We start from the raw sequence: 18,755 nt of genomic DNA on the forward strand, positions 1-18,755 counted from the left end.
GCCCCACGGCGCACAGGGCGGCCGGCCCACCCCCGTGGGGTGGACCGGCCGTCTGCTGTGGCTACGTCAGCTCTCGCTGGGAGCCGGTACCTCGGTGGTGCCGCCGCCCGGAGCCGGCGACTCGGTGCCGGTACCGCCGCCAGGAGCCGGCGACTCGGTGCCGGTGCCGCCCGGAGCCGGCGACTCAGTGCCGGTGCCGCCCGGGCTGGGCGTACCGCTGGCGCTGGTCTGCGGAACCGGGATGCCCAACTTGTTGGCGAGCGCCACCAACTCGTCGTAGTGCGTCTGCAGCGTCGGCAGTGCCGTCTGCGCCAACTGGACCACCGACTGCTCGGAGCCCTGCGAGATCTCCGTCTGGGTGGCCTGGATGGCCTGGACGTGGCCGGCCAGCTCACTGGTCACCCAGAGCCGGTCGAACTCCGCACCGCTGGCGTTGTTCAGCTTGTCGATGACCGCCTGCTGATCGGCGCTGGGCTCGTTCGGCAGTTCCACCCCGAGCTGCGACGCGGTCTGCTGCACCGTCTGGTCCAGCTGGGTGTGGTCGGTCTTCAGCATCGCGCCCAGGTCCTTGACCCCCTGGTCCTGACCCTTCTGCTGAGCCAGGTCACCAGCGGTGATTTCGAACAGGTTGACCTGGTGTACCGCCTGCAGGTACTGGGTGTCCTGCGTTGACGGCTGTGCCGCGGCCTGCGCGGCCGCAGCCGGCGCGACACCGACAAGTACCAGCGCGGCCAACAGGCCGAGGCGTTTGATACCCAACATGCTTCCCCCCCTTGAGACGTTGGACCGCACGGATACCCGGCTCACCGGGGTTATTCCTGCGATCGCCCGTCGCGCGGGCTCGACCGTTCCGATCAGGGTCGTCCGACTCCTGGTCGGATGGGGCGGGGGCGCGGATACGACGGGGCGCCCGCCGGAATCCGGCGGGCGCCCCGTAACGGTGTGACTGGGCGGTCAGCGGCGGCTCTCGCCGCTGCCGACCTCCTCGCGCTCGGGTCGAGCCTCGACCGGCGGGTGCCCCGGCGAGACCGGCGCCTCGACAGGCTTCTCGATCGGGTAGAAGAAGCCCCGGATGGCCGGGCCGAGAGCCCCCAGCCGGTTCATCTTCTTGGGCACGACCCAGCCGACGTAGTCCAGCTGGCCGTGACCGTCCGCGTGCCCGTTGGACCCGCTGAGCGGCTGGTGCACCTCGACGAACCGGCCGTCCGGCATGCGCCGGATGATGCCGGTCTCCACGCCGTGGGCGAGCACCTCCCGGTCGTGCTGCTGCAGACCCAGGCAGAGCCGGTAGGTGACGTAGTACGCCAGCGGCGGGACAACCAGCAGGCCGATCCGGCCCGCCCAGGTCATCGCGTTCAGGCTGATCTGGAACTTGTCCGCGATCACGTCGTTGGCGCCGGAGAGCGTCAGCACGATGTAGAACGCGACGGCCATGGCACCGACGGCGGTCCGGGCCGGAACGTCCCGGGGCCGCTCGAGCAGGTTGTGGCTGTTTCGGTCCTTGAGGTGCCGGGCTTCCAGGAACGGGTACATCGTCGACAGGCCCACCAGGATGCCGGGCAGCACGACAGTCGGCCAGAACAGCGGCGGGATGACGTACCCGTCGCCGATCGGGATGGGGATCTCCCAGGCCGGCATGAGTCGGGTCGACCCGTCGAGGAACATGACGTACCAGTCGGGCTGGCTGGCGGCCGAGACCACCCACGCCTCGTACGGGCCGAACAGCCAGATCGGGTTGATCTGGAACAGACCGCCCATCAGCGCGATGACGCCGAAGACGACCATGAAGAAGCCGCCCTGCTTCAGCGCGTACCGGGGGAACATCCGCTCGCCGACCACGTTGTTGTTGGTCCGGCCGGGGCCGGGCCACTGGGTGTGCTTCTGCTTGAAGACCAGACCCAGGTGGACGCTGATCAGCGCGACCAGCAGACCCGGGATGAGCAGCACGTGGGCGATGAAGAACCGACTGATGATGATCGTGCCCGGGAACTCCCCGCCGAAGACCGACGAGGTGACCCAGGAGCCGATCACCGGGATGGACAGCATGATCGCCGAGGCGATCCGCAGGCCGGTGCCGGAGAGGCCGTCGTCCGGCAGCGAGTAGCCGGTGAAGCCGGCCAGGAAGCCGACCCAGAACAGCAGCGAGCCGATGATCCAGTTGGTCTCGCGCGGCTTGCGGAAGGCGCCGGTGAAGAAGACCCGCAGCATGTGCACGACGATCGCGGCCATGAACAGCAGCGCCGCCCAGTGGTGCATCTGCCGCATCACCAGACCGCCGCGGACGTCGAACGAGATGTCCAGGCTGGAGGCGTACGCGGCGGACATCGGGGTGCCCTGCAACGGCGCGTAGCTGCCGTCGTAGACCACCTCCGTCATCGCCGGCTCGAAGAAGAAGGTGAGGAACACACCGGTCAGCAGCAGCACGACGAACGAGAACAGCGCGATCTCGCCGAGCAGGAAGGACCAGTGGTCCGGGAAGACCTTGTTCAGCAGTTTGCGCAGCGGGGTGGCCACCGCGAAGCGGTCGTCCAGTCCCACCGCGGCCTTGCCCGGCGTCGCCGCAAGGTCAAGCTTTCGACGCTTCATGGCCGCTCCCAGAAATCAGGCCCGACGGTCTCGGTGTAGTCGGACTTCGCCACGAAGAAGCCCTCGGAGTCCACCTCGATCGGCAACTGCGGCAGCCGCCGGCTGGCGGGGCCGAAGACGGGCCGGGCGTTGTCGGTGATCAGGAACTGGGACTGGTGGCACGGGCAGAGCAGCCGGTTGGTCTGCTGCTCGTACAGGCTGGCCGGGCATCCCGCGTGCGTGCAGATCTTGGAGTACGCCGCGTAGTTGCCCCACATGTAGTCGCCGTGACCGATCTTCTCGTTGGCCCGGCGCGACTCCTGCGCGTCTGAGTCGCGGAGGTGGATCAGCAGCGTCGGGGAGTCGGCGTGCCTGTTGCTCACACCGTGTTCGATGCCGGGGAAGACGGTCAACTGCCCACCGGCGCTGATGTCCGCCGGGCGGATCGGCCGGCCGTCCTCGCGGACCAGACGGATCCGCTGGCCGCCCTCGGCCGCGGCGAAGCCGGTGCGGAACATCTGGTTGTTCTTGTGGGGATCAGAGATCAAACCACCGACCAGCGGCGCCGCCGCGACTGCGGCGACCGGCGCGAGACCGGCCAGCAGCGAGATGCCGAGCAGCGGGCGACGCTTCACGCCCAGTTCGTCCGCCATGTAGAGCATGGTCTGGCCGGTGATGGTGCGGCCTTCGGAGTCCACCTGGCCCTCGTGCCGGTCCTGGATCGAGACCTCCTTGGGCAGCAACTTCTTGCCCCAGGTCAGGATGCCGAAGCCGACGGCGAGCAGCGCGACGCCGAGGGTGAAGCCGAGCAGCGGGGTGTAGAACTTGTCGCCGCCCCGGCCCGCCTCGTACTGCCACGGCCACCAGATGTAGATGGCCAGGAACGCGGTGGCGGCCAGGCCGGTGATCAGGAAGAAGCCGGCGACCACCCGGGTCAGCCGACGCTCCGCCTTGGTGCCCGGCAGCACCTGCGGCTCGTAGTGGACGATCTCGATGTCGTCCCGACGCGCGCCCTCACGGACGATGTCGAACCGGGTCAGCTTGGGGTCGTTCACGTCGAGCGGCTCCTGGCCCTGCGGGGCCTGGTGCTCGGTGTGGGTGCTCATGCCGTCACCTCGCTACGGGTGGCGCCGAGCGGCACCACAGCACTGAATCGGATGGCCTGCTCGATCACGACTTACCCGCAATCCACAGGCTAGCGAAGACGAGCGCCACGATGCCAACCAGGAAGATCGCCAGGCCCTCGGTGGACGGGCCGTACCGCCCGAGGTTGAACCCACCCGGGTCCTGGTCGTGCTTCAGCGTCTCCTGGATGTAGGCGATGATGTCGGCCTTCTGCTCCGGCCGGAGCTGGTTGTCGCCGAACACCGGCATGTTCTGCGGGCCGCTCAGCATCGCCGCGTAGATCTGGCGGTCGGTAGCGGGGTGCAGACTCGGGGCGAACTTGCCCGACGAGAGCGCACCCCCGCCGCCACCGAAGGCGTGGCACTGCGAGCAGTTGATCCGGAACAGCTCGCCGCCGGCCGCGATGTTGCCGTCCTCGCGGAGGTCGTCGCCCTCGGGCACGACCGGACCGCCGCCGAGCTCCTGGATGTACTGGGCCAGCTGACGGGTCTGCTCGTCGTTGAAGAGCGGGGGCTTGCGGTGCGCCTGGGCCTCCTGGCGGGCCAGCGGCATCCGCCCGGAGCTGACCTGGAACTCGACAGATGCCGCGCCGACGCCGATCAGGCTCGGCCCGCGGCCCTCGACACCCTGGGCGTTGCGGCCGTGGCAGGTCACGCAGCTCACGTCGAACAGCGCCTTGCCCTCGGCGGCGGCGCCGGTCAGCTGCGGGTTGTCCTGCGCCTGGGCGCCCGGGGCGAAGACGGTGTATGCGCCGCCGGCGAGCATCAGCGCGGCGATCAGCCGGACCGCGGCGCCCAGCCGGCGGCGGCCCCTGCTGCGCGCGGCGGGCCGCTCACGCAACCGCGCGAGCAGACCGCGTCGGCGGTCTTTGTCAGAAGTCATGAGCGGTGTCCTTAACCGGTTGGACCTGTCTCAGGGGACGGAGCAGCAGCGCGGAATGTGACGCGCAAGATCACTGGAGCCAGTAGATCATGGCGTACAGCCCGATCCACACGACGTCGACGAAGTGCCAGTAGTACGACACGACGATCGCCGACGTCGCCTGCGCCGGAGTGAACCGGCCCATGGTCGTACGGACCATGAAGATGATGAAGGCGATCAGACCACCGGTCACGTGCAGGCCGTGGAAGCCGGTGGTCAGGTAGAACACCGACCCGTACCCGTCTTCGTTGATCTTGATGCCGTCGGCGACCAGGTGCCGGTACTCGTTCAGCTGGCCGAGAACGAAGATCAGGCCCATCACGAAGGTGACGGTGAACCAGCGCCGCAGCGCGTGCACGTCACCCTTCTCCGCCGCGAAGACGCCGAGCTGGCACGTCACCGAGGACAGCACCAGGATCACCGTGAAGGTGGTCGCGTACGGGATGTTCAGCGCCTCGGTGTGCTTCTCCCATTGCTCCGGCGCAGCCGCGCGGATGGAGAAGTACATCGCGAACAGCGCCGCGAAGAACATGAGTTCGCTGGAGAGCCACACGATCGTCCCGACGCTGACCATGTTTGGTCGGGTCAGAGAGTGGATCCGGCTCTTGTCAATGGCTGGGGCCGCAGTCACGCCGTCATTATTGCCCCTGACCGGGGCCGCCGATCAGCGGGGTGGCAAACCTGCGCCTTCCGTGGCCCGAGCGTCAGGGTCCGGTTCGCCTGGCCTAGCCTGAAAAGCGTGCTGCACGTCGATCCGATCTTCGCCGCCACCTCGGCCCCGCCGCCGTTCACCGTCGGCGCGGTGCTGACCGAGACCCGGCTGGACAGCTGGCTGGCCCTCGGCCTGGTGCTCGCCGCCGGCCTGTACCTCTACGGGGTGCACCGGCTGCGCCTGCGGGGCGACCGCTGGCCGGTCGTCCGTACCGTGTTCTTCCTCGGCCCCGGCCTGGGCGGCATCGCGCTCGTCACGGTCAGCGGGCTGCACGCGTACGACACCGCGCTGCTGTCCGTGCACATGATCCAGCACATGGTGCTCTCCATGGTGGCGCCGATCTTCCTGGCGCTGGGCGCGCCGATGACCCTGGCCCTGCGGACCCTGCCGGTCGGGCCGCGCAAGCGCCTGCTCGCGATCGTGCACAGCCGCGTCGCCCGGGTCTACAGCTTCCCGCTGGTGGCGTTCGCCATCTTCGTGGTCAACCCGTTCGTGCTGTACTTCAGTGATCTGTACCGCTACACCCTCGAACACGCCTGGGCGCACGAGCTGGTGCACGCGCACTTCATCATGACCGGCTGCGTGTTCTTCTGGCCGCTGCTCGGCCTCGACCCGCTGCCCGGCCGCTGGCCGTACCCGGCGCGGGCGCTGCTGATGCTGCTCTCCGTGCCGTTCCACACAGTGCTCGGCCTCACCATCATGCAGAGCAGCACGCTCTTCGGCGGCGACTGGTACCCGTCGCTCAACCTCGGTTGGGTCGACCCCTGGCAGGACCAGGTGGTCGCCGGCGGCATCCTCTGGGCCGGTGGCGAATTCGTCAGTGTGACGATGCTCGCGGTGCTGGTGGTGCAGTGGGTCAAGCAGTCCGAGCGGGAGGCCCGCCGGGTGGACCGCGAGCTGGACCGCCAGGAGGCCCGCGACCGCGCCGCCGACGCCGCGCCCGCCTGAGCTGCCCGGACGGTACGCCCGACGCGCGACGCCGGGCGGGATGTCGGCTACGTCACGCCGACCGGTACGATCTGCGGGCAGCTACGAGGTGGGAGTTCCGGCATGACCGATCGTCTTTGCACCGTGTTGCTCTACAGCGACGACCCGCAGGTCCGTGATCGGATGCGGATGGCTGTCGGCACCCGGCCAGCTCCCGGTCTGCAGATCGAGTTCGTCGAGGCGTCGACCTACGCGGAGACCATCCGGCTGGTCGACGACTACGAGATCGACCTGCTTCTGCTCGACGGTGAGGCGAGCCCGGGCGGCGGCATCGGCATCGCCCGGCAGATCAAGGACGACCGGGACGACGCTCCCCCGACCTGCCTGGTGATCGCCCGCGCCGCCGACCGATGGCTCGCCGCGTACGCCGAGGTCGACGCGACGCTGGTGCACCCGCTCGACCCGGTGACCACCGGCGGCACGGTGGCCGAGCTGCTGCGGACGCACGCACCCGCCTGACGTCCCACGCTCCTCCGGCACCCCCACGGCGCCGGATCTCCTCGGCGCCGGTTCCAGCCCACCCGCACTTCGCATGCTCGGGAGGCCCGCCATGGGCGATCGGACCTGGCCGCACCTGCTCAACGCGCTGCTGCGCGGTGACGAACTCTCCACCGCCGACACCGCCTGGGCGATGGACGAGATCATGACCGGCTCGGCGAGCGCGGCGCAGATCGCCGCCTTCGCCGTGGCGCTGCGGGCCAAGGGCGAGACCCCCGCGGAGCTGGCCGGCCTGGTGGAGGCGATGCTCGGTCGCGCGGTCCCGGTGGTGCTGCCCGAGGAGCTGCGCCGTACCGCGCTCGACGTGGTCGGCACCGGCGGTGACCTCGCCCACACGGTGAACATCTCCACCATGACGGCGCTGGTGGTCGCCGGCGCGGGCGTCCGTGTCGTGAAGCACGGCAACCGGGCCGCCTCCTCCCTGTGCGGCACCGCCGACCTGCTGGAGTTCCTCGGCATCCCACTGGATCTCGGCCCGGAGCAGGTCGCCCGCTGTGTCGAGGAGGCCGGCATCGGGTTCTGCTTCGCGGCCCGCTTCCACCCCGGGATGCGGCACGCCGGCCCGGTCCGCCGCGAGGTGGGCGTGCCCACCTTCTTCAACTTCCTCGGCCCGCTGACCAACCCGGCCCGCCCCCGGGCCGGCGCGGTCGGCTGCTTCGACCTGCGGATGGCCCCGGTGATGGCCAGCGTGTTCGCGGCCCGTGGCGACTCGGCGATCGTGATGCGCGGCGAGGACGGGCTGGACGAGTTCACCACGGCCGCGCCGACCCGGATCTGGGCGGCCCAGGGCGGCACCGTACGCGAGGCTGTGCTGGACGCGACGGACCTGGGGGTACCCCGGTCCACCCTCGCCGACCTGCGCGGCGGTGACGCCGCGTACAACGCGGGCGTGGCCCGTCGCCTGCTGGCTGGCGAGACGGGCCCGGTGCGGGACGCGGTACTGGTCAACGCGGCGGCGGCGCTGGCCACCCAGGGCCCGCTGGACGGCGACCTGACCGAGGCGCTCCGCGCCGGCCTGGCCCGCGCGGCCGAGTCGATCGACTCCGGCGCGGCCGCCGCGACCCTGGACCGTTGGATCGAGACGGCCACCGCCTGACCTCACCACGCGGAGATTTGTCGGACCCGTCTGGGAAACTACAGCTGAGTAGTTCTCTGCTGCCGTCGGTGCGTCACTGTCGCATCCGGGGGCGGTCCGCCTGGTATCCGAGAGGAGACGCCCGTGTCGCACCGCGAGCTCTACTGCGACGTCTGCGAGGGCGTGGCGCTGTTCGAGGCTCCGCCCTGCGTCGACGGCCACGGCACCGACTGTCCAGAGTTGATCTGCGCCGACTGCGGCGCCGCCGTGGTGGTCAGCGCGTTCGCCTTCCCGGTCACCCGGCTGGCCGCCCGCCGCCGCCACCAGCCCGCCCGCCGCCGCGCCGCCTGACCACGGCACCACCCGAGCGCAACGCCGCCCAACCGCCCGCGGACAGGGTGGAACATGATCGAAGGCCCGCTCCCCACTCGGGGAACGGGCCTTCGTCGTGCCGGGTCGGTCGCGACGGCGACCGCGTGGGTCAGTGCTCGGCGGTACGCCGGGTGCCGCTGTAGTACTCGAACAGGAGCCCACAGGCGGAGAAGACGACGGCCACCAGGCCGGCACCGATCAGCCAGTACTGCCAGAACACCATGCCGAGCGCGGCGATCGCGGCGGCCAGCGCCAGACCGAACGGCCAGTAGCTGCCCGGGCTGAAGAAGCCGACCTCACCAGCGCCGTCGGCGATCTCGGCGTCCGGGCGGTCCTCCGGGCGCAGGTCGATGCGGCGGGAGACGAACCAGAAGAAGCCACCGCACATCGAGCAGAGCAGGAACGACAGCAGCAGGGCGACGGTGCCGACCCACTCGATGCCGCCCGACTCACCGTTCGTCCAGGCGCCGTAGAGGATGGTGGCGCCGAAGAGGAACCCGGCGATGATCAGGAAGATACGCCACTCGGTCTTCATGCGGCTGCCTCAGCTTCCCGTGCGGGCCGGAACGTCGTCCGGGTTGAAGTTGTCCTGCGTGCGCCGCGTGTCGAACGGCCGCGTGGTCGTCGCGTACGGCTGCTCACCGATCGCGGACAACGCATCCTGGGTGGACTTGCCGCTCTGCTTGGCCGCGAGGAACTGGTCGTACTTCTCCGGCGAGACCACCCGCAGCTCGAAGTTCATGAACGCGTGGTAGCTGCCGCACAGTTCGGCGCAGCGCCCGACGTAGGCACCCTCGGCGGTCAGCCTGGAGACCTCGAACACGTTGCGAATCTTGCCCGGCATGACGTCCCGCTTGAAGAGCAGCTCCGGCACCCAGAACGAGTGGATGACGTCGCGGCTGGTCTCCTCGAACCGGATGGACCGGTTGGTCGGCAGCACCAGCACCGGGATGACCTCACTGGTGCCGAGCGTCGACGCGGTGGTGCGGGCGTCCGGGCCCTGGCCGTCGCGGTAGTTGAACTGCCAGTTCCACTTGAACGCGACGACCTCGACAGTGACGTCCGGGTTCTTCGACAAGTTGTCGACGTCGGTCTGCACGATCGCCGTGTAGTAGAAGAGCACGGAGACGATCAGGATCGGCGCGATGGTGTAGAGGAACTCCATCGGCATGTTGTAGCGGGTCTGCACCGGCAGCGCGTTGCCACGCTTGCGGTAGCGCACGACACACCAGAAGATCAGGCCCCACACGAAGACGCCGACCGCGAGCGCGGCGATGCAGGAGGCGATCCACAGGTCGTACATCCGCTTGGACTCGGCCGAGATGCCGCCCTGCGGCCAGCCGAAGCCGTCAAAGGTCCGACCCACGTCACAGCCCGTGAGCAGAACCAGCAACGCGACGCCACCGAGACCGAGCCCGGCCAGGCGACCAGCACCACGCCCCCGGCGTCCACCAACCCCTGGGGAAGCGCTGTGCCGTACGGCCGACGGCCGTACCTCCGAACTCCTTGCGACCACCTGGTCCTGCCTCCCTAGCGCGCCGCCGTGCGTCTTTCGTCAGCACCGGCGGCAAAGGCGTCACCGACGGTCGCAGATTACTCGACCATGACGGACTCGGCCGTGGTGGGGTCACTGTCCGCCCCCCATCGGGGGGATCCTGGGCATAGCGCCGCGATAGCGTCTTGGTCTGTGAGCGCATCCCCGGTCTACCTGGACGCGGCGACCGCCGCGCCGATGCATCCGGTCGCGCGGCAGGCTCTGCTGGCCGCGCTCGACGACGGCTGGGCCGACCCGGGCAAGCTGTACACGCAGGCCCGACGGGCCCGGCAACTGCTCGACGCCGCCCGCGAGGCCACCGCGCTGACGCTCGGCGTCCGCGCCGACGAGGTCTCCTTCACCCCCAGTGGTACGACCGCAGCCCACGGCGCGGTGCTCGGAAGCCTGGCGGGGCGGCGCCGGGTCGGGTCGACGCTGGTGCACTCGACGATCGAGCACTCGGCGGTGCTGCACGCGGCGGAACGGCACGTCGGCGCGGGCGGGACCGCCGCCGCGGTGCCGGTCGACCGGTTGGGGCGGCTGGACCTGACCGAGTGGTCGACGGCCGTTCGGGCCCCGGGGGTGGCGCTGGCCGCGTTGATTACGGCCAGTCACGAGGTGGGGACGGTGCAGCCGGTTGCCGAGGCGGCGGCGGCCTGCGCAGACGCGGGTGTGCCGCTGTACGTGGACGCGGCGCAGTCGGTGGGCCGGGTGCCCCTGCCGGCCGGCTGGTCGGTGCTCACGGCGAGCGCCCACAAGTGGGGTGGGCCACCCGGCGTGGGGGTGTTGGCGGTCCGGAAGGGCACTCGCTGGGAGTCACCCTGGCCGGCCGACGAGCGGGAGAGCGGACGTACCCCCGGGGTGGTGAACCTGCCCGCAGTCGTGGCGGCGGCAGCGAGCCTGCGGGCGGCGGCGGCCGACGCGGCGGCCGAGGCGGCCCGGTTGGCCGCCCTGGTGGACCGGGTCCGGGAGCGGGTCGCGGCGGAGGTGCCCGACGTGGAGGTGGTCGGCGACCCGGTGCTCCGGCTCCCCCACCTGGTCACGTTCTCGTGCCTGTACGTCGACGGGGAGGCGTTGTTGCACGCCCTGGACCGGCGGGGCTTCGCTGTGTCGTCCGGCTCGTCCTGCACCTCGTCCACGTTGCGTCCGTCGCACGTGCTGGAGGCGATGGGGGTGCTCTCGCACGGCAACGTGCGGGTCAGCCTGCACCGGGAGACGACCGAGGCGGACGTGGAGCGGTTCCTGACCGAGCTGCCGGGGATCGTCGCCGGGCTGCGCGCCGAGGCCGGGGTGGTGGGGCTGTGACGATGCCGGACGAGGTGATCGACTGCCGGGGGCAACGCTGCCCGCTGCCGGTGATCGCGGCGGCGCGACGGATGCCCGAGGTGCCGGTCGGCACCGTGGTCCGGGTGCTGGCCGACGACCCGGCGGCGGCGGTCGACATCCCCGCCTGGTGCCGGATGCGCGGCCAGGAGTACCTAGGGTCCGTCAACGGCCCGGACGGCCCCGCCTACGACGTCCGCCGCACCCACTGACCCCGCGCTACCCCGCTACCCCGCTACCCCCCTCGCCCCCGCGATCTTGCAGTTTCTGCGTGGACAAAGGGGTGCAGAAGCCGCGATACGGCGACAGAAAGTGCAAGATCGCCGGGGTGGGGGCGGGGGTGGGGGTTACGCCGGGAGGAGGTGGGGGCGGATTTCTTCTGCTGCGGTGTCGCCGTAGGACTCGGCGAGGCGCTTGACGAACAGGTCGCGGCGGACGTCGTACTCCTGGGTGCCGACGGTCTCCAGGACCAGCGTGGCCAGCAGCGAGCCGACCTGGGCGGCCCGCTCCAGGCCGAGGCCCCAGGAGAGCGCGGTGAAGAAGCCGGCCCGGAAGCCGTCGCCGACGCCGGTCGGGTCGACGGCGCGGATCTCCCGCGCGATCGGTACGTGGATCGGGTCGATGCCGCGACCGGCGATCTCCACACCGTGCTTGCCCAACGTGGTGACCCGCACCTTGACCAGGTCCAGCAGTTGGTCGTCGCTGAGCTGCGCCTTGCTCTGCAGCAGCGACTTCTCGTAGTCGTTGGTCATCAGGTACTCGGCGCCCTCGATCAGCGCCACCACGTCCTCGCCGGGCATCCGGGCGAGCTGCTGGGACGGGTCGGCGGCGAAGGCGTACCCGCGGGTGCGGCACTCGGCCGAGTGGCGCAGCATCGCCTCGGGGTCGTTGGCGCCGACCAGCACCAGGTCCAGACCGCCGAGCCGGTCGGCGACCGGGGCCAGCTCGATGTTGCGGGCCTCGCTCATCGCTCCGGCGTAGAACGACGCGATCTGGCACATGTCGGTGTCGGTGGTGCAGACGAAGCGGGCGGTGTGCGCCACCTCGCTGACGTGCACCGAGTCGCAGTCCACGCCGTGACGCTCCAGCCAGGAGCGGTAGTCGGCGAAGTCGGCGCCGACCGCGCCGAGCAGCACCGGGCGCAGCCCGAGCTGACCCATCCCGAAGGAGATGTTCGCCGCCACGCCGCCGCGGCGGAGCACCAGGTCGTCCACCAGGAAGGAGAGGGACACCTTGTGCAGTTGATCGGCGATGAGCTGGTCGGCGAAGCGACCGGGGAAGCTCATCAGGTGATCGGTGGCGATCGAGCCGGTGACGGCGATCTTCATGTCAACCCTCGGGGTCGGGAGCAGGGCGCGGTCAGCCTACCGGGACGGCAACCCGATGGTCACCGCTCGGTCGGACAACGGCAACCAGCCCGCCACGACCCCCTCGGGACCGCTCCCGGGCCGGTGCGACCGCCCACCGGTACGACGATGGGGCCGTCCCGAAGAACGGCCCCATCGTCGCTGGTGTGTGGTGTGACTCAGTTGAACGAGTCACCGCAGGCGCAGGAGCTGCCCGCGTTCGGGTTGTCGATGGTGAAGCCCTGGGCGTCGATCCGGTCGGCGAAGTCGATCGTCGCGCCGGAAAGGTACGGGGCGCTCATCCGGTCGACGACGACCTCGACACCACCGAAGTCGGTCACGACGTCACCGTCGAGCGAACGCTCGTCGAAGAAGAGCTGGTACCGCAGGCCGGAGCAACCGCCCGGCTGCACGGCGACGCGGAGCCGCAGGTCGTCGCGGCCCTCCTGCTCGATCAGGGCCTTGACCTTCTGCGCCGCGACGTCGGTGAGGACGACGGAAGTAGGGGCCTGGGCCTCGGTCGACTCGGTCTGCGCTGGCGTGGTCACGTGGAAGTCTCCCTGCGCGGTTTTGGGTCCGGACGCACTGGCCAACGTCGCACGCCGTCCAGTGATTCCCGGTTGTGGTCCTCAGCCGATCGTACGCCGCCTTGGCCGGGCTCACCCGCGTGGCGTGACCCCCGCCGCAGGTCGGCCCCCGGTCGGGGCGGGCCCACGGGCGGTCGGGACGCTCAACGGCTCCACTGCCGGGCCAGCCGGGCGCCCAGTTCGCGCAACCCCTCCGCGGGCCGGCTCAGCGCCGCGTCGAGCCCGCCGCCCTCCTCGCCGCCGAAGTGCTCCACCAGGCTGTACGCGTCGGCCACCCCGGCCGAGGCGGCTTCCCGCCGGCCGGTGCTCACCTGCCCGGCCACCACCACGCAGGGCACTCCCCGGTCGCGGGCGGCACCGGCCACCCCGGCGACGACCTTTCCGCGCAACGACTGGTGGTCGAACGATCCCTCACCAGTGATCACCAGGTCGGCGGTGTCCAGCGCGGTGTCGAGTCGGGTGGCCCGGGTGACCAGGCCGATCCCGGACTCGCAGTCGCCGCCCAGGGCGAGGAGCGCCGCGCCGATGCCACCGGCGGCCCCGCCCCCGGGCAGCGCGCCGAGCTCCGCCGGGCAACCGGCCAGGTCCCGTTCCAGCACCGCCGCGAAACGCTCCAGGGCCGCGTCGAGCAGCAGCACGTCGGCACGGTCGGCGCCCTTCTGCGGGCCGAACACGTTGCTGGCGCCGTGCAGGCCGAGCAGGGGGTTGTCCACGTCGGTGGCCGCGACCAGCCGGACGCCGCGCAGCCGGGGCGCGCCGTCCAGCGCGTCGACCGCGGCGAGCGCCGCCCCGCCGTACGGCAGCGCGGCGCCGCCCTGGTCGAGGGGGGTCACGCCCAGCGCGGCGAGCATTCCCGCGCCGGCGTCGTTGGTGCCGGAGCCGCCCAGCCCGATCACCACCGTGCGGGCACCGCTCTCCACCGCGGCGGACACCAACAGACCCAGCCCGTACGAGGTGGTGGTCTTCGGATCGCGCTCGGCTGCGGAGAGCAGGTGCAGGCCGCACGCCTGCGCGCTCTCCAGGTAGGCGGTCGAGCCGTCGGCGGTGAGCAGGATCTCACCGGCCACCGACCGGCCCAGCGGGTCGACCGTCGACACCGCCACGCGCCGGCCGCCGAGGGCTTCGGCGAGCACCTCCACGAAGCCCGGTCCGCCGTCGGCGAGGGGCCGGATCAGCAGGTCATCTCCGTCGGTGACGGTGCGCCAACCGTCGGCGACGGCGGCGGCCACCTCCGGTGCGGACAGGGTGCCGGCGAACTTGTCCGGGCAGAGCAGCACGCGCATGCCGAGCAGTGTGGCAGCCCACACCGAGCCAGGCTGCGTCGCGCTCGCGCTGTGGGACCATGGGCTACGTGACTTCGACCTGGGTGGAACCCTCCAACACGGCGACGGCTCTGCTGCTGCTCGGCCGGGGCAGCGACCCCGACACCGAGCGCGGCGTGGAGTGTCCGGGCGACCTGCCGGCGCCCAGCGATCCGGATCTGGTGGCCCGTGCCACCGCCGCGAAGGCGAAGCTGGGCAGCAAGGTCTTCGTGCTGGGGCACCACTACCAGCGCGACGAGGTGATCCAGTTCGCCGACGTGACCGGCGACTCGTTCAAGCTGGCCCGAGAGGCCGCAGCCCGCCCGGACGCGGAGTACATCGTCTTCTGCGGTGTGCACTTCATGGCCGAGAGCGCCGACATCCTCACCACCGACAGCCAGCGGGTGATCCTGCCCGACCTCGCGGCGGGTTGCTCGATGGCGGACATGGCGGTGCTGGGCCAGGTCGAGGCCGCGTGGGACACGCTGACCGAGTTGGGCATCGCCGGCGACACCGTGCCGGTGACGTACATGAACTCCTCGGCCGACATCAAGGGTTTCGTGGGCCGCAACGGCGGCGTGGTCTGCACCTCGTCCAACGCCAAGCGCGCCCTGGACTGGGCCTTCGAGCAGGGGTCGAAGGTGCTCTTCCTGCCGGATCAGCACCTCGGCCGTAACACAGCGGTGCTGGAGATGGGCCTGTCGCTGGACGACTGCGTGCTCTACGACCCGCACAAGCCCGGTGGCGGGCTCACCCCGGAGCAACTGCGCGACGCCAAGATGATCCTGTGGCGGGGGCACTGCTCGGTGCACGGCCGGTTCACGCTGGAGAGCGTCAACGACGTACGGGAGCGGGTGCCCGGGGTCAACGTCCTGGTCCACCCCGAGTGCCGGCACGAGGTGGTCACGGCCTCCGACTACGTCGGGTCCACCGAATACATCATCAAGACGATCGAGGCGGCTCCGGCCGGCTCGGCGTGGGCGCTCGGCACCGAGCTGAACCTGGTCCGCCGGCTCGCGCTGGCGCACCCGGACAAGCAGATCATGTTCCTGGACAAGGCCGTCTGCTACTGCTCGACGATGAACCGGATCGATCTGCCGCACCTGGTCTGGGCCCTGGAGGAGCTGGTCGCGGGCCGGGTCGTCAACCAGATCACGGTGGACGCCGACACCGCGCACCACGCCCGGGTCGCGCTTGATCAGATGCTCGCGTTGCCGGGCGCGGACACTCCGCCGCCGACGGCGCCCTGATCACGATCCGTAGCGCTCTTGGTACGCAAAAGTGCCGGATCACCGATTAATGCCACACACGCCGATGTGACCGAGTCCTTTTTCGTCACCGAGGGCTATGCTGCCCAAGCGACGACACACGCGGGCCGTTTCGATATGGCCGCATCCGGGGTAGCGACAACGTTCAGGCGCCCCACCATCAACACGGCAGCACCGACGCGCTGGAGGTTGCGTTGACCGACGACGTCCTGGTTGTGCACGGAGGTACTCCGCTCGAAGGGCGGATCCGCGTGCGCGGCGCGAAGAACCTGGTATCGAAGGCGATGGTCGCCGCGTTGCTCGGCGACAGCCCCAGCCGGCTGTTCGACGTGCCCAAGATCCGCGATGTCGAGGTGGTGCGAGGTCTGCTCGGCCTGCACGGCGTCAAGGTCACCGACGGCGCCGAGGACGGCGAGCTCGTCTTCGACCCGGTGAACGTGGAGAGCGCCAGCACCGACCAGATCAACGTGCACGCCGGTTCCAGCCGGATCCCGATCCTGTTCTGCGGCCCGCTGCTGCACCGACTCGGGCACGCGTTCATCCCGGACCTGGGCGGCTGCCACATCGGCCCGCGTCCGATCGACTTCCACCTCCAGGCGCTGCGGGAGTTCGGCGCCACTGTCGACAAGCGGCCCGAGGGGCTGCACCTGTCCGCGCCGAACGGGCTGCACGGCACCAAGTTCGCCCTGCCGTACCCGAGCGTCGGCGCCACCGAGCAGGTGCTGCTGACCGCCGTGATGGCCGAGGGCGTCACCGAGCTGCGCAACGCCGCGGTGGAGCCGGAGATCATCGACCTGATCTGCATCCTGCAGAAGATGGGCGCGATCATCAAGGTCCACACCGACCGGGTGATCGAGATTCAGGGCGTGCCCAAGCTGCACGGCTACACCCACCGGCCGATCCCGGACCGGATCGAGGCGGCGAGCTGGGCGGCCGCCGCCCTGGCGACCCGTGGTCACGTCGAGGTGCTGGGCGCGCAGCAGGCCGACATGATGACCTTCCTGAACATCTTCCGCTCGGTCGGCGGCGAGTACGAGGTCACCGACGCCCGCGCACCGAAGCTGGGCGACCCCGGCCAGGAGGGCGGCATCCGCTTCTGGCACCCGGGCGGCGAACTGAACGCGGTGGCGCTGGAGACCGACGTGCACCCCGGCTTCATGACCGACTGGCAGCAGCCGCTGGTCGTGGCGCTGACCCAGGCCCGCGGCCTGTCGATCGTCCACGAGACGGTCTACGAGCAGCGGCTGGGCTACACCGAGGCCCTCAACTCGATGGGCGCCAACATCCAGGTCTACCGGGACTGCCTCGGCGGCACCCCGTGCCGCTTCGGCCGGCGTAACTTCAAGCACTCCGCGGTGATCGCCGGGCCGAGCAAGCTGCACGCCGCCGACCTGGTCATCCCGGACCTGCGGGCCGGGTTCAGCCACCTGATCGCGGCGCTCGCGGCCGAGGGCACCTCCCGGGTGTACGGCGTGGACCTGATCAACCGGGGCTACGAGGACTTCGAGGCGAAGCTCGCCGACCTGGGCGCGCACGCCGAGCGTCCGTAACCTCGGTCACCCATCGTTCGGCTACGACGGCTCCAGGTCGCGCTGCGACCTGGAGCCGTCGGCCGCTGTACCGCGATGTGCACCGGGCGCGGACCGTTGGCTACCCTTGCCGCGTGCCGTCGCTCTTTCGCCGCAAGTCCGCCGACCTCGTCGACGAGGCCGTCACCTCGGTGACCCCCGAGGAGACCGCTGAGCGTCCCCGGGGTTACACCCCGGCCAAGGGTCGGGAGACGCCCAAGCGGCCGACCGCCGGCCGTCGCCCGGCCGGCCCCACTCGTCCCCTCACCAAGGAGGAGGATCGGGAGCGTCGCCGTCAACTGCGCGCCGAGGCGGCTTCGGAGTTCCGCCGCGAGGGTGGCCCCCGCGACCGTGGCCCGGAGCGGCTGCTGGCCCGCAACGTGGTCGACTCCCGTCGTACCGTCGGCACCTGGTTCTTCGGCGGCGCGCTGATCGTGCTGGTCGGGTCGAACGCGGCCATGCCGCCGCTGGTCCGGTTGATCTCCAACGTGCTCTGGGGTGCGCTGGCGCTGGGCGTGGTCGTCGACTCGGTGCTGATCTGCCGCAAGATCAGCAAGCTGGTCCGGGAGCGCTTCCCGAAGACCGACCAGCGGATGGGCTCGCTCTTCCTCTACGCGGTCATGCGGTCGATCACCTTCCGGCGGATGCGCGCCCCGGCGCCTCAGGTGAAGCTGGGCGACAAGGTCTGACCCCGGGCTCCCACACCCCCAAGATCCGCGCAACATCAGCGAAACTGCTGCCTCAGACATTTCCGAGGCAGCAGTTTCGCCGTAACTGCGCGGATCTTGCCGCGCGTTCATCATGCTGAACGGGTTGCCGTTGTTCGCCACACCGAACGTTCGACCCAATGGAGCGAAGGCATGCCCTCGGAACCGGCTGCCCCGCTGGCCACCATCGCCGCCGCCCTGCGCCGGGAGCGGGAACGGGTCGGCATCTCGCTGACCGAGCTGGCCCGCCGGGCGGGGGTGGCCAAGTCCACCCTCTCCCAACTGGAGTCGGGCACCGGCAACCCGAGCGTGGAGACGCTCTGGGCGCTGGGCGTCGCACTCGGTGTGCCGTTCAGCCGGCTGGTGGAGCCCGTCGACGACGGCGTACGGGTCATCCGGGCCGGGGACGGGCCGCACGTCCGCTCGGAGCAGGCCGATTTCAGCGGAACGCTGCTCAGCGCCGGTGCGGCGCACCTGCGCCGGGACGTCTACCTGATCAAGCTGGAACCGGGCGCGGTCCGAACCGGGCAGGGTCACACCCCGCGCAGTATCGAGCACGTGGTGGTCGCTGCCGGCCGGCTGCGGGTGGGGCCCGAGGCGACACCGGTCGAACTCGAACCCGGCGACTACGCCACGTTCCCCGGCGACGCCCCGCACCGTTACGAGGCGCTCGCTCCCGGTACGTTCGCCGTCCTCATCATGGAGCACCCCTGAGCGAGGACGGCGATCCTGCCGCAGCCGGGGGGTCTTCGAGTGCGGTATGGTCGGACGCCAGATTCGCTTATAGGACCAAATGTCCGAACCCAATGGGATAACGTTTGCGCCGGTGGGCGGCACCACAGTGGCGGTGAGCGAGCCCACGCCGT

General features: G+C 70.6%; 20 protein-coding genes. 10 read left to right on the top strand and 10 right to left on the bottom strand.

All coding sequences use genetic code 11. The features are described 5' to 3' along the window. Positions 1-66: 66 nt before the first annotated feature. From ACIA47_RS24740 to ACIA47_RS24760, 5 genes are all read right to left on the bottom strand, one after another. Positions 67-762, bottom strand: a complete 696-nt coding sequence (locus tag ACIA47_RS24740; RefSeq protein ID WP_203123611.1) for a DUF4142 domain-containing protein — start codon at positions 760-762, stop codon at positions 67-69. 192 nt (positions 763-954) lie between these two features. Next, positions 955-2,586, bottom strand: a complete 1,632-nt coding sequence (locus ACIA47_RS24745) for a cytochrome b N-terminal domain-containing protein (protein WP_396710920.1) — start codon at positions 2,584-2,586, stop codon at positions 955-957. After that, the gene (locus ACIA47_RS24750) at positions 2,583-3,671 is read right to left on the bottom strand and encodes a Rieske 2Fe-2S domain-containing protein (protein ID WP_203121630.1); all 1,089 of its coding nucleotides are present in this window, start codon (positions 3,669-3,671) and stop codon (positions 2,583-2,585) included. The genes ACIA47_RS24745 and ACIA47_RS24750 overlap by 4 nt, the downstream gene beginning before the upstream one ends. Positions 3,672-3,735: 64 nt before the next feature. Then, positions 3,736-4,572 (bottom strand): cytochrome c, encoded by an 837-nt coding sequence (locus ACIA47_RS24755; RefSeq protein WP_396710921.1) that lies wholly within the window; start codon positions 4,570-4,572, stop codon positions 3,736-3,738. 70 nt (positions 4,573-4,642) lie between these two features. Further along, positions 4,643-5,242, bottom strand: a complete 600-nt coding sequence (locus tag ACIA47_RS24760; RefSeq protein WP_112582810.1) for a heme-copper oxidase subunit III — start codon at positions 5,240-5,242, stop codon at positions 4,643-4,645. A 108-nt stretch (positions 5,243-5,350) separates the two neighbouring features. On the opposite strand from ACIA47_RS24760, the gene ACIA47_RS24765 reads away from it, so the two are divergent. The 4 genes from ACIA47_RS24765 (at position 5,351) to ACIA47_RS24780 (ending at position 8,234) form a co-directional block, all read left to right on the top strand. Continuing rightward, positions 5,351-6,271: a cytochrome c oxidase assembly protein gene (locus ACIA47_RS24765; protein WP_396710923.1), complete on the top strand. Its 921-nt coding sequence runs from the start codon at positions 5,351-5,353 to the stop codon at positions 6,269-6,271. 102 nt (positions 6,272-6,373) lie between these two features. Next, entirely contained in the window at positions 6,374-6,769 is a 396-nt protein-coding gene (locus tag ACIA47_RS24770; RefSeq protein WP_196925327.1) for a hypothetical protein, read from the top strand. Between the two features lie 91 nt (positions 6,770-6,860). After that, positions 6,861-7,904, top strand: a complete 1,044-nt coding sequence (gene trpD, locus ACIA47_RS24775; protein WP_203121634.1) for an anthranilate phosphoribosyltransferase — start codon at positions 6,861-6,863, stop codon at positions 7,902-7,904. A gap of 123 nt (positions 7,905-8,027) precedes the next feature. Continuing rightward, on the top strand, positions 8,028-8,234 hold the full coding sequence (locus ACIA47_RS24780) for a hypothetical protein (RefSeq protein WP_203121636.1): 207 nt from the start codon (positions 8,028-8,030) through the stop codon (positions 8,232-8,234). 130 nt (positions 8,235-8,364) lie between these two features. Here ACIA47_RS24780 and ACIA47_RS24785 read toward each other — a convergent pair whose 3' ends face one another. Beyond that, on the bottom strand, positions 8,365-8,790 hold the full coding sequence (locus ACIA47_RS24785) for a cytochrome c oxidase subunit 4 (RefSeq protein WP_203121638.1): 426 nt from the start codon (positions 8,788-8,790) through the stop codon (positions 8,365-8,367). A 9-nt stretch (positions 8,791-8,799) separates the two neighbouring features. Beyond that, positions 8,800-9,771 (bottom strand): cytochrome c oxidase subunit II, encoded by a 972-nt coding sequence (gene coxB / locus ACIA47_RS24790; protein ID WP_203121640.1) that lies wholly within the window; start codon positions 9,769-9,771, stop codon positions 8,800-8,802. 171 nt (positions 9,772-9,942) lie between these two features. Between coxB and ACIA47_RS24795 the strand changes: the two genes are divergently transcribed. After that, positions 9,943-11,094 carry a cysteine desulfurase family protein gene (locus tag ACIA47_RS24795; protein WP_396710924.1) on the top strand — a complete coding sequence of 384 codons (1,152 nt, stop codon included), beginning with the start codon at positions 9,943-9,945 and terminating at the stop codon, positions 11,092-11,094. Next, a complete protein-coding gene (locus tag ACIA47_RS24800) occupies positions 11,091-11,324 on the top strand; it encodes a sulfurtransferase TusA family protein (protein WP_396710925.1) in 234 nt (77 codons plus the stop codon). The genes ACIA47_RS24795 and ACIA47_RS24800 overlap by 4 nt, the downstream gene beginning before the upstream one ends. A gap of 135 nt (positions 11,325-11,459) precedes the next feature. Here ACIA47_RS24800 and ACIA47_RS24805 read toward each other — a convergent pair whose 3' ends face one another. From ACIA47_RS24805 to ACIA47_RS24815, 3 genes are all read right to left on the bottom strand, one after another. Beyond that, positions 11,460-12,440: a carbohydrate kinase family protein gene (locus ACIA47_RS24805; protein WP_396710926.1), complete on the bottom strand. Its 981-nt coding sequence runs from the start codon at positions 12,438-12,440 to the stop codon at positions 11,460-11,462. A 197-nt stretch (positions 12,441-12,637) separates the two neighbouring features. Then, positions 12,638-13,006, bottom strand: coding sequence for an iron-sulfur cluster insertion protein ErpA (erpA, locus tag ACIA47_RS24810; protein ID WP_030337969.1), 369 nt, complete (start codon positions 13,004-13,006; stop codon positions 12,638-12,640). 182 nt (positions 13,007-13,188) lie between these two features. Next, the gene (locus tag ACIA47_RS24815; protein WP_396710965.1) at positions 13,189-14,328 is read right to left on the bottom strand and encodes a glycerate kinase; all 1,140 of its coding nucleotides are present in this window, start codon (positions 14,326-14,328) and stop codon (positions 13,189-13,191) included. Positions 14,329-14,396: 68 nt separating this feature from the next. Between ACIA47_RS24815 and nadA the strand changes: the two genes are divergently transcribed. From nadA to ACIA47_RS24835, 4 genes are all read left to right on the top strand, one after another. Beyond that, the gene (gene nadA, locus ACIA47_RS24820; RefSeq protein ID WP_356977136.1) at positions 14,397-15,596 is read left to right on the top strand and encodes a quinolinate synthase NadA; all 1,200 of its coding nucleotides are present in this window, start codon (positions 14,397-14,399) and stop codon (positions 15,594-15,596) included. Between the two features lie 212 nt (positions 15,597-15,808). After that, on the top strand, positions 15,809-17,164 hold the full coding sequence (gene murA / locus ACIA47_RS24825; RefSeq protein WP_396710927.1) for a UDP-N-acetylglucosamine 1-carboxyvinyltransferase: 1,356 nt from the start codon (positions 15,809-15,811) through the stop codon (positions 17,162-17,164). Between the two features lie 113 nt (positions 17,165-17,277). Next, complete coding sequence (locus ACIA47_RS24830) at positions 17,278-17,871, top strand: DUF3043 domain-containing protein (RefSeq protein ID WP_396710928.1); 594 nt, start codon at positions 17,278-17,280, stop codon at positions 17,869-17,871. Between the two features lie 171 nt (positions 17,872-18,042). Then, positions 18,043-18,603 carry a helix-turn-helix domain-containing protein gene (locus ACIA47_RS24835; protein ID WP_396710929.1) on the top strand — a complete coding sequence of 187 codons (561 nt, stop codon included), beginning with the start codon at positions 18,043-18,045 and terminating at the stop codon, positions 18,601-18,603. The last annotated feature ends 152 nt before the right edge of the window (positions 18,604-18,755 follow it).

This window comes from Micromonospora sp. NPDC051227, from assembly GCF_044455385.1.
Lineage (GTDB): Bacteria > Actinomycetota > Actinomycetes > Mycobacteriales > Micromonosporaceae > Micromonospora.

Coding starts and splice junctions, on each gene's coding strand:
- ACIA47_RS24740 (WP_203123611.1), bottom strand. CDS start 762: ATGTTGGGTATCAAACGCCTCGGCCTGTTGGCCGCGCTGGTACTTGTC.
- ACIA47_RS24745 (WP_396710920.1), bottom strand. CDS start 2,586: ATGAAGCGTCGAAAGCTTGACCTTGCGGCGACGCCGGGCAAGGCCGCG.
- ACIA47_RS24750 (WP_203121630.1), bottom strand. CDS start 3,671: ATGAGCACCCACACCGAGCACCAGGCCCCGCAGGGCCAGGAGCCGCTC.
- ACIA47_RS24755 (WP_396710921.1), bottom strand. CDS start 4,572: ATGACTTCTGACAAAGACCGCCGACGCGGTCTGCTCGCGCGGTTGCGT.
- ACIA47_RS24770 (WP_196925327.1), top strand. CDS start 6,374: ATGACCGATCGTCTTTGCACCGTGTTGCTCTACAGCGACGACCCGCAG.
- trpD (WP_203121634.1), top strand. CDS start 6,861: ATGGGCGATCGGACCTGGCCGCACCTGCTCAACGCGCTGCTGCGCGGT.
- ACIA47_RS24785 (WP_203121638.1), bottom strand. CDS start 8,790: ATGAAGACCGAGTGGCGTATCTTCCTGATCATCGCCGGGTTCCTCTTC.
- ACIA47_RS24805 (WP_396710926.1), bottom strand. CDS start 12,440: ATGAAGATCGCCGTCACCGGCTCGATCGCCACCGATCACCTGATGAGC.
- ACIA47_RS24815 (WP_396710965.1), bottom strand. CDS start 14,328: ATGCGCGTGCTGCTCTGCCCGGACAAGTTCGCCGGCACCCTGTCCGCA.
- ACIA47_RS24835 (WP_396710929.1), top strand. CDS start 18,043: ATGCCCTCGGAACCGGCTGCCCCGCTGGCCACCATCGCCGCCGCCCTG.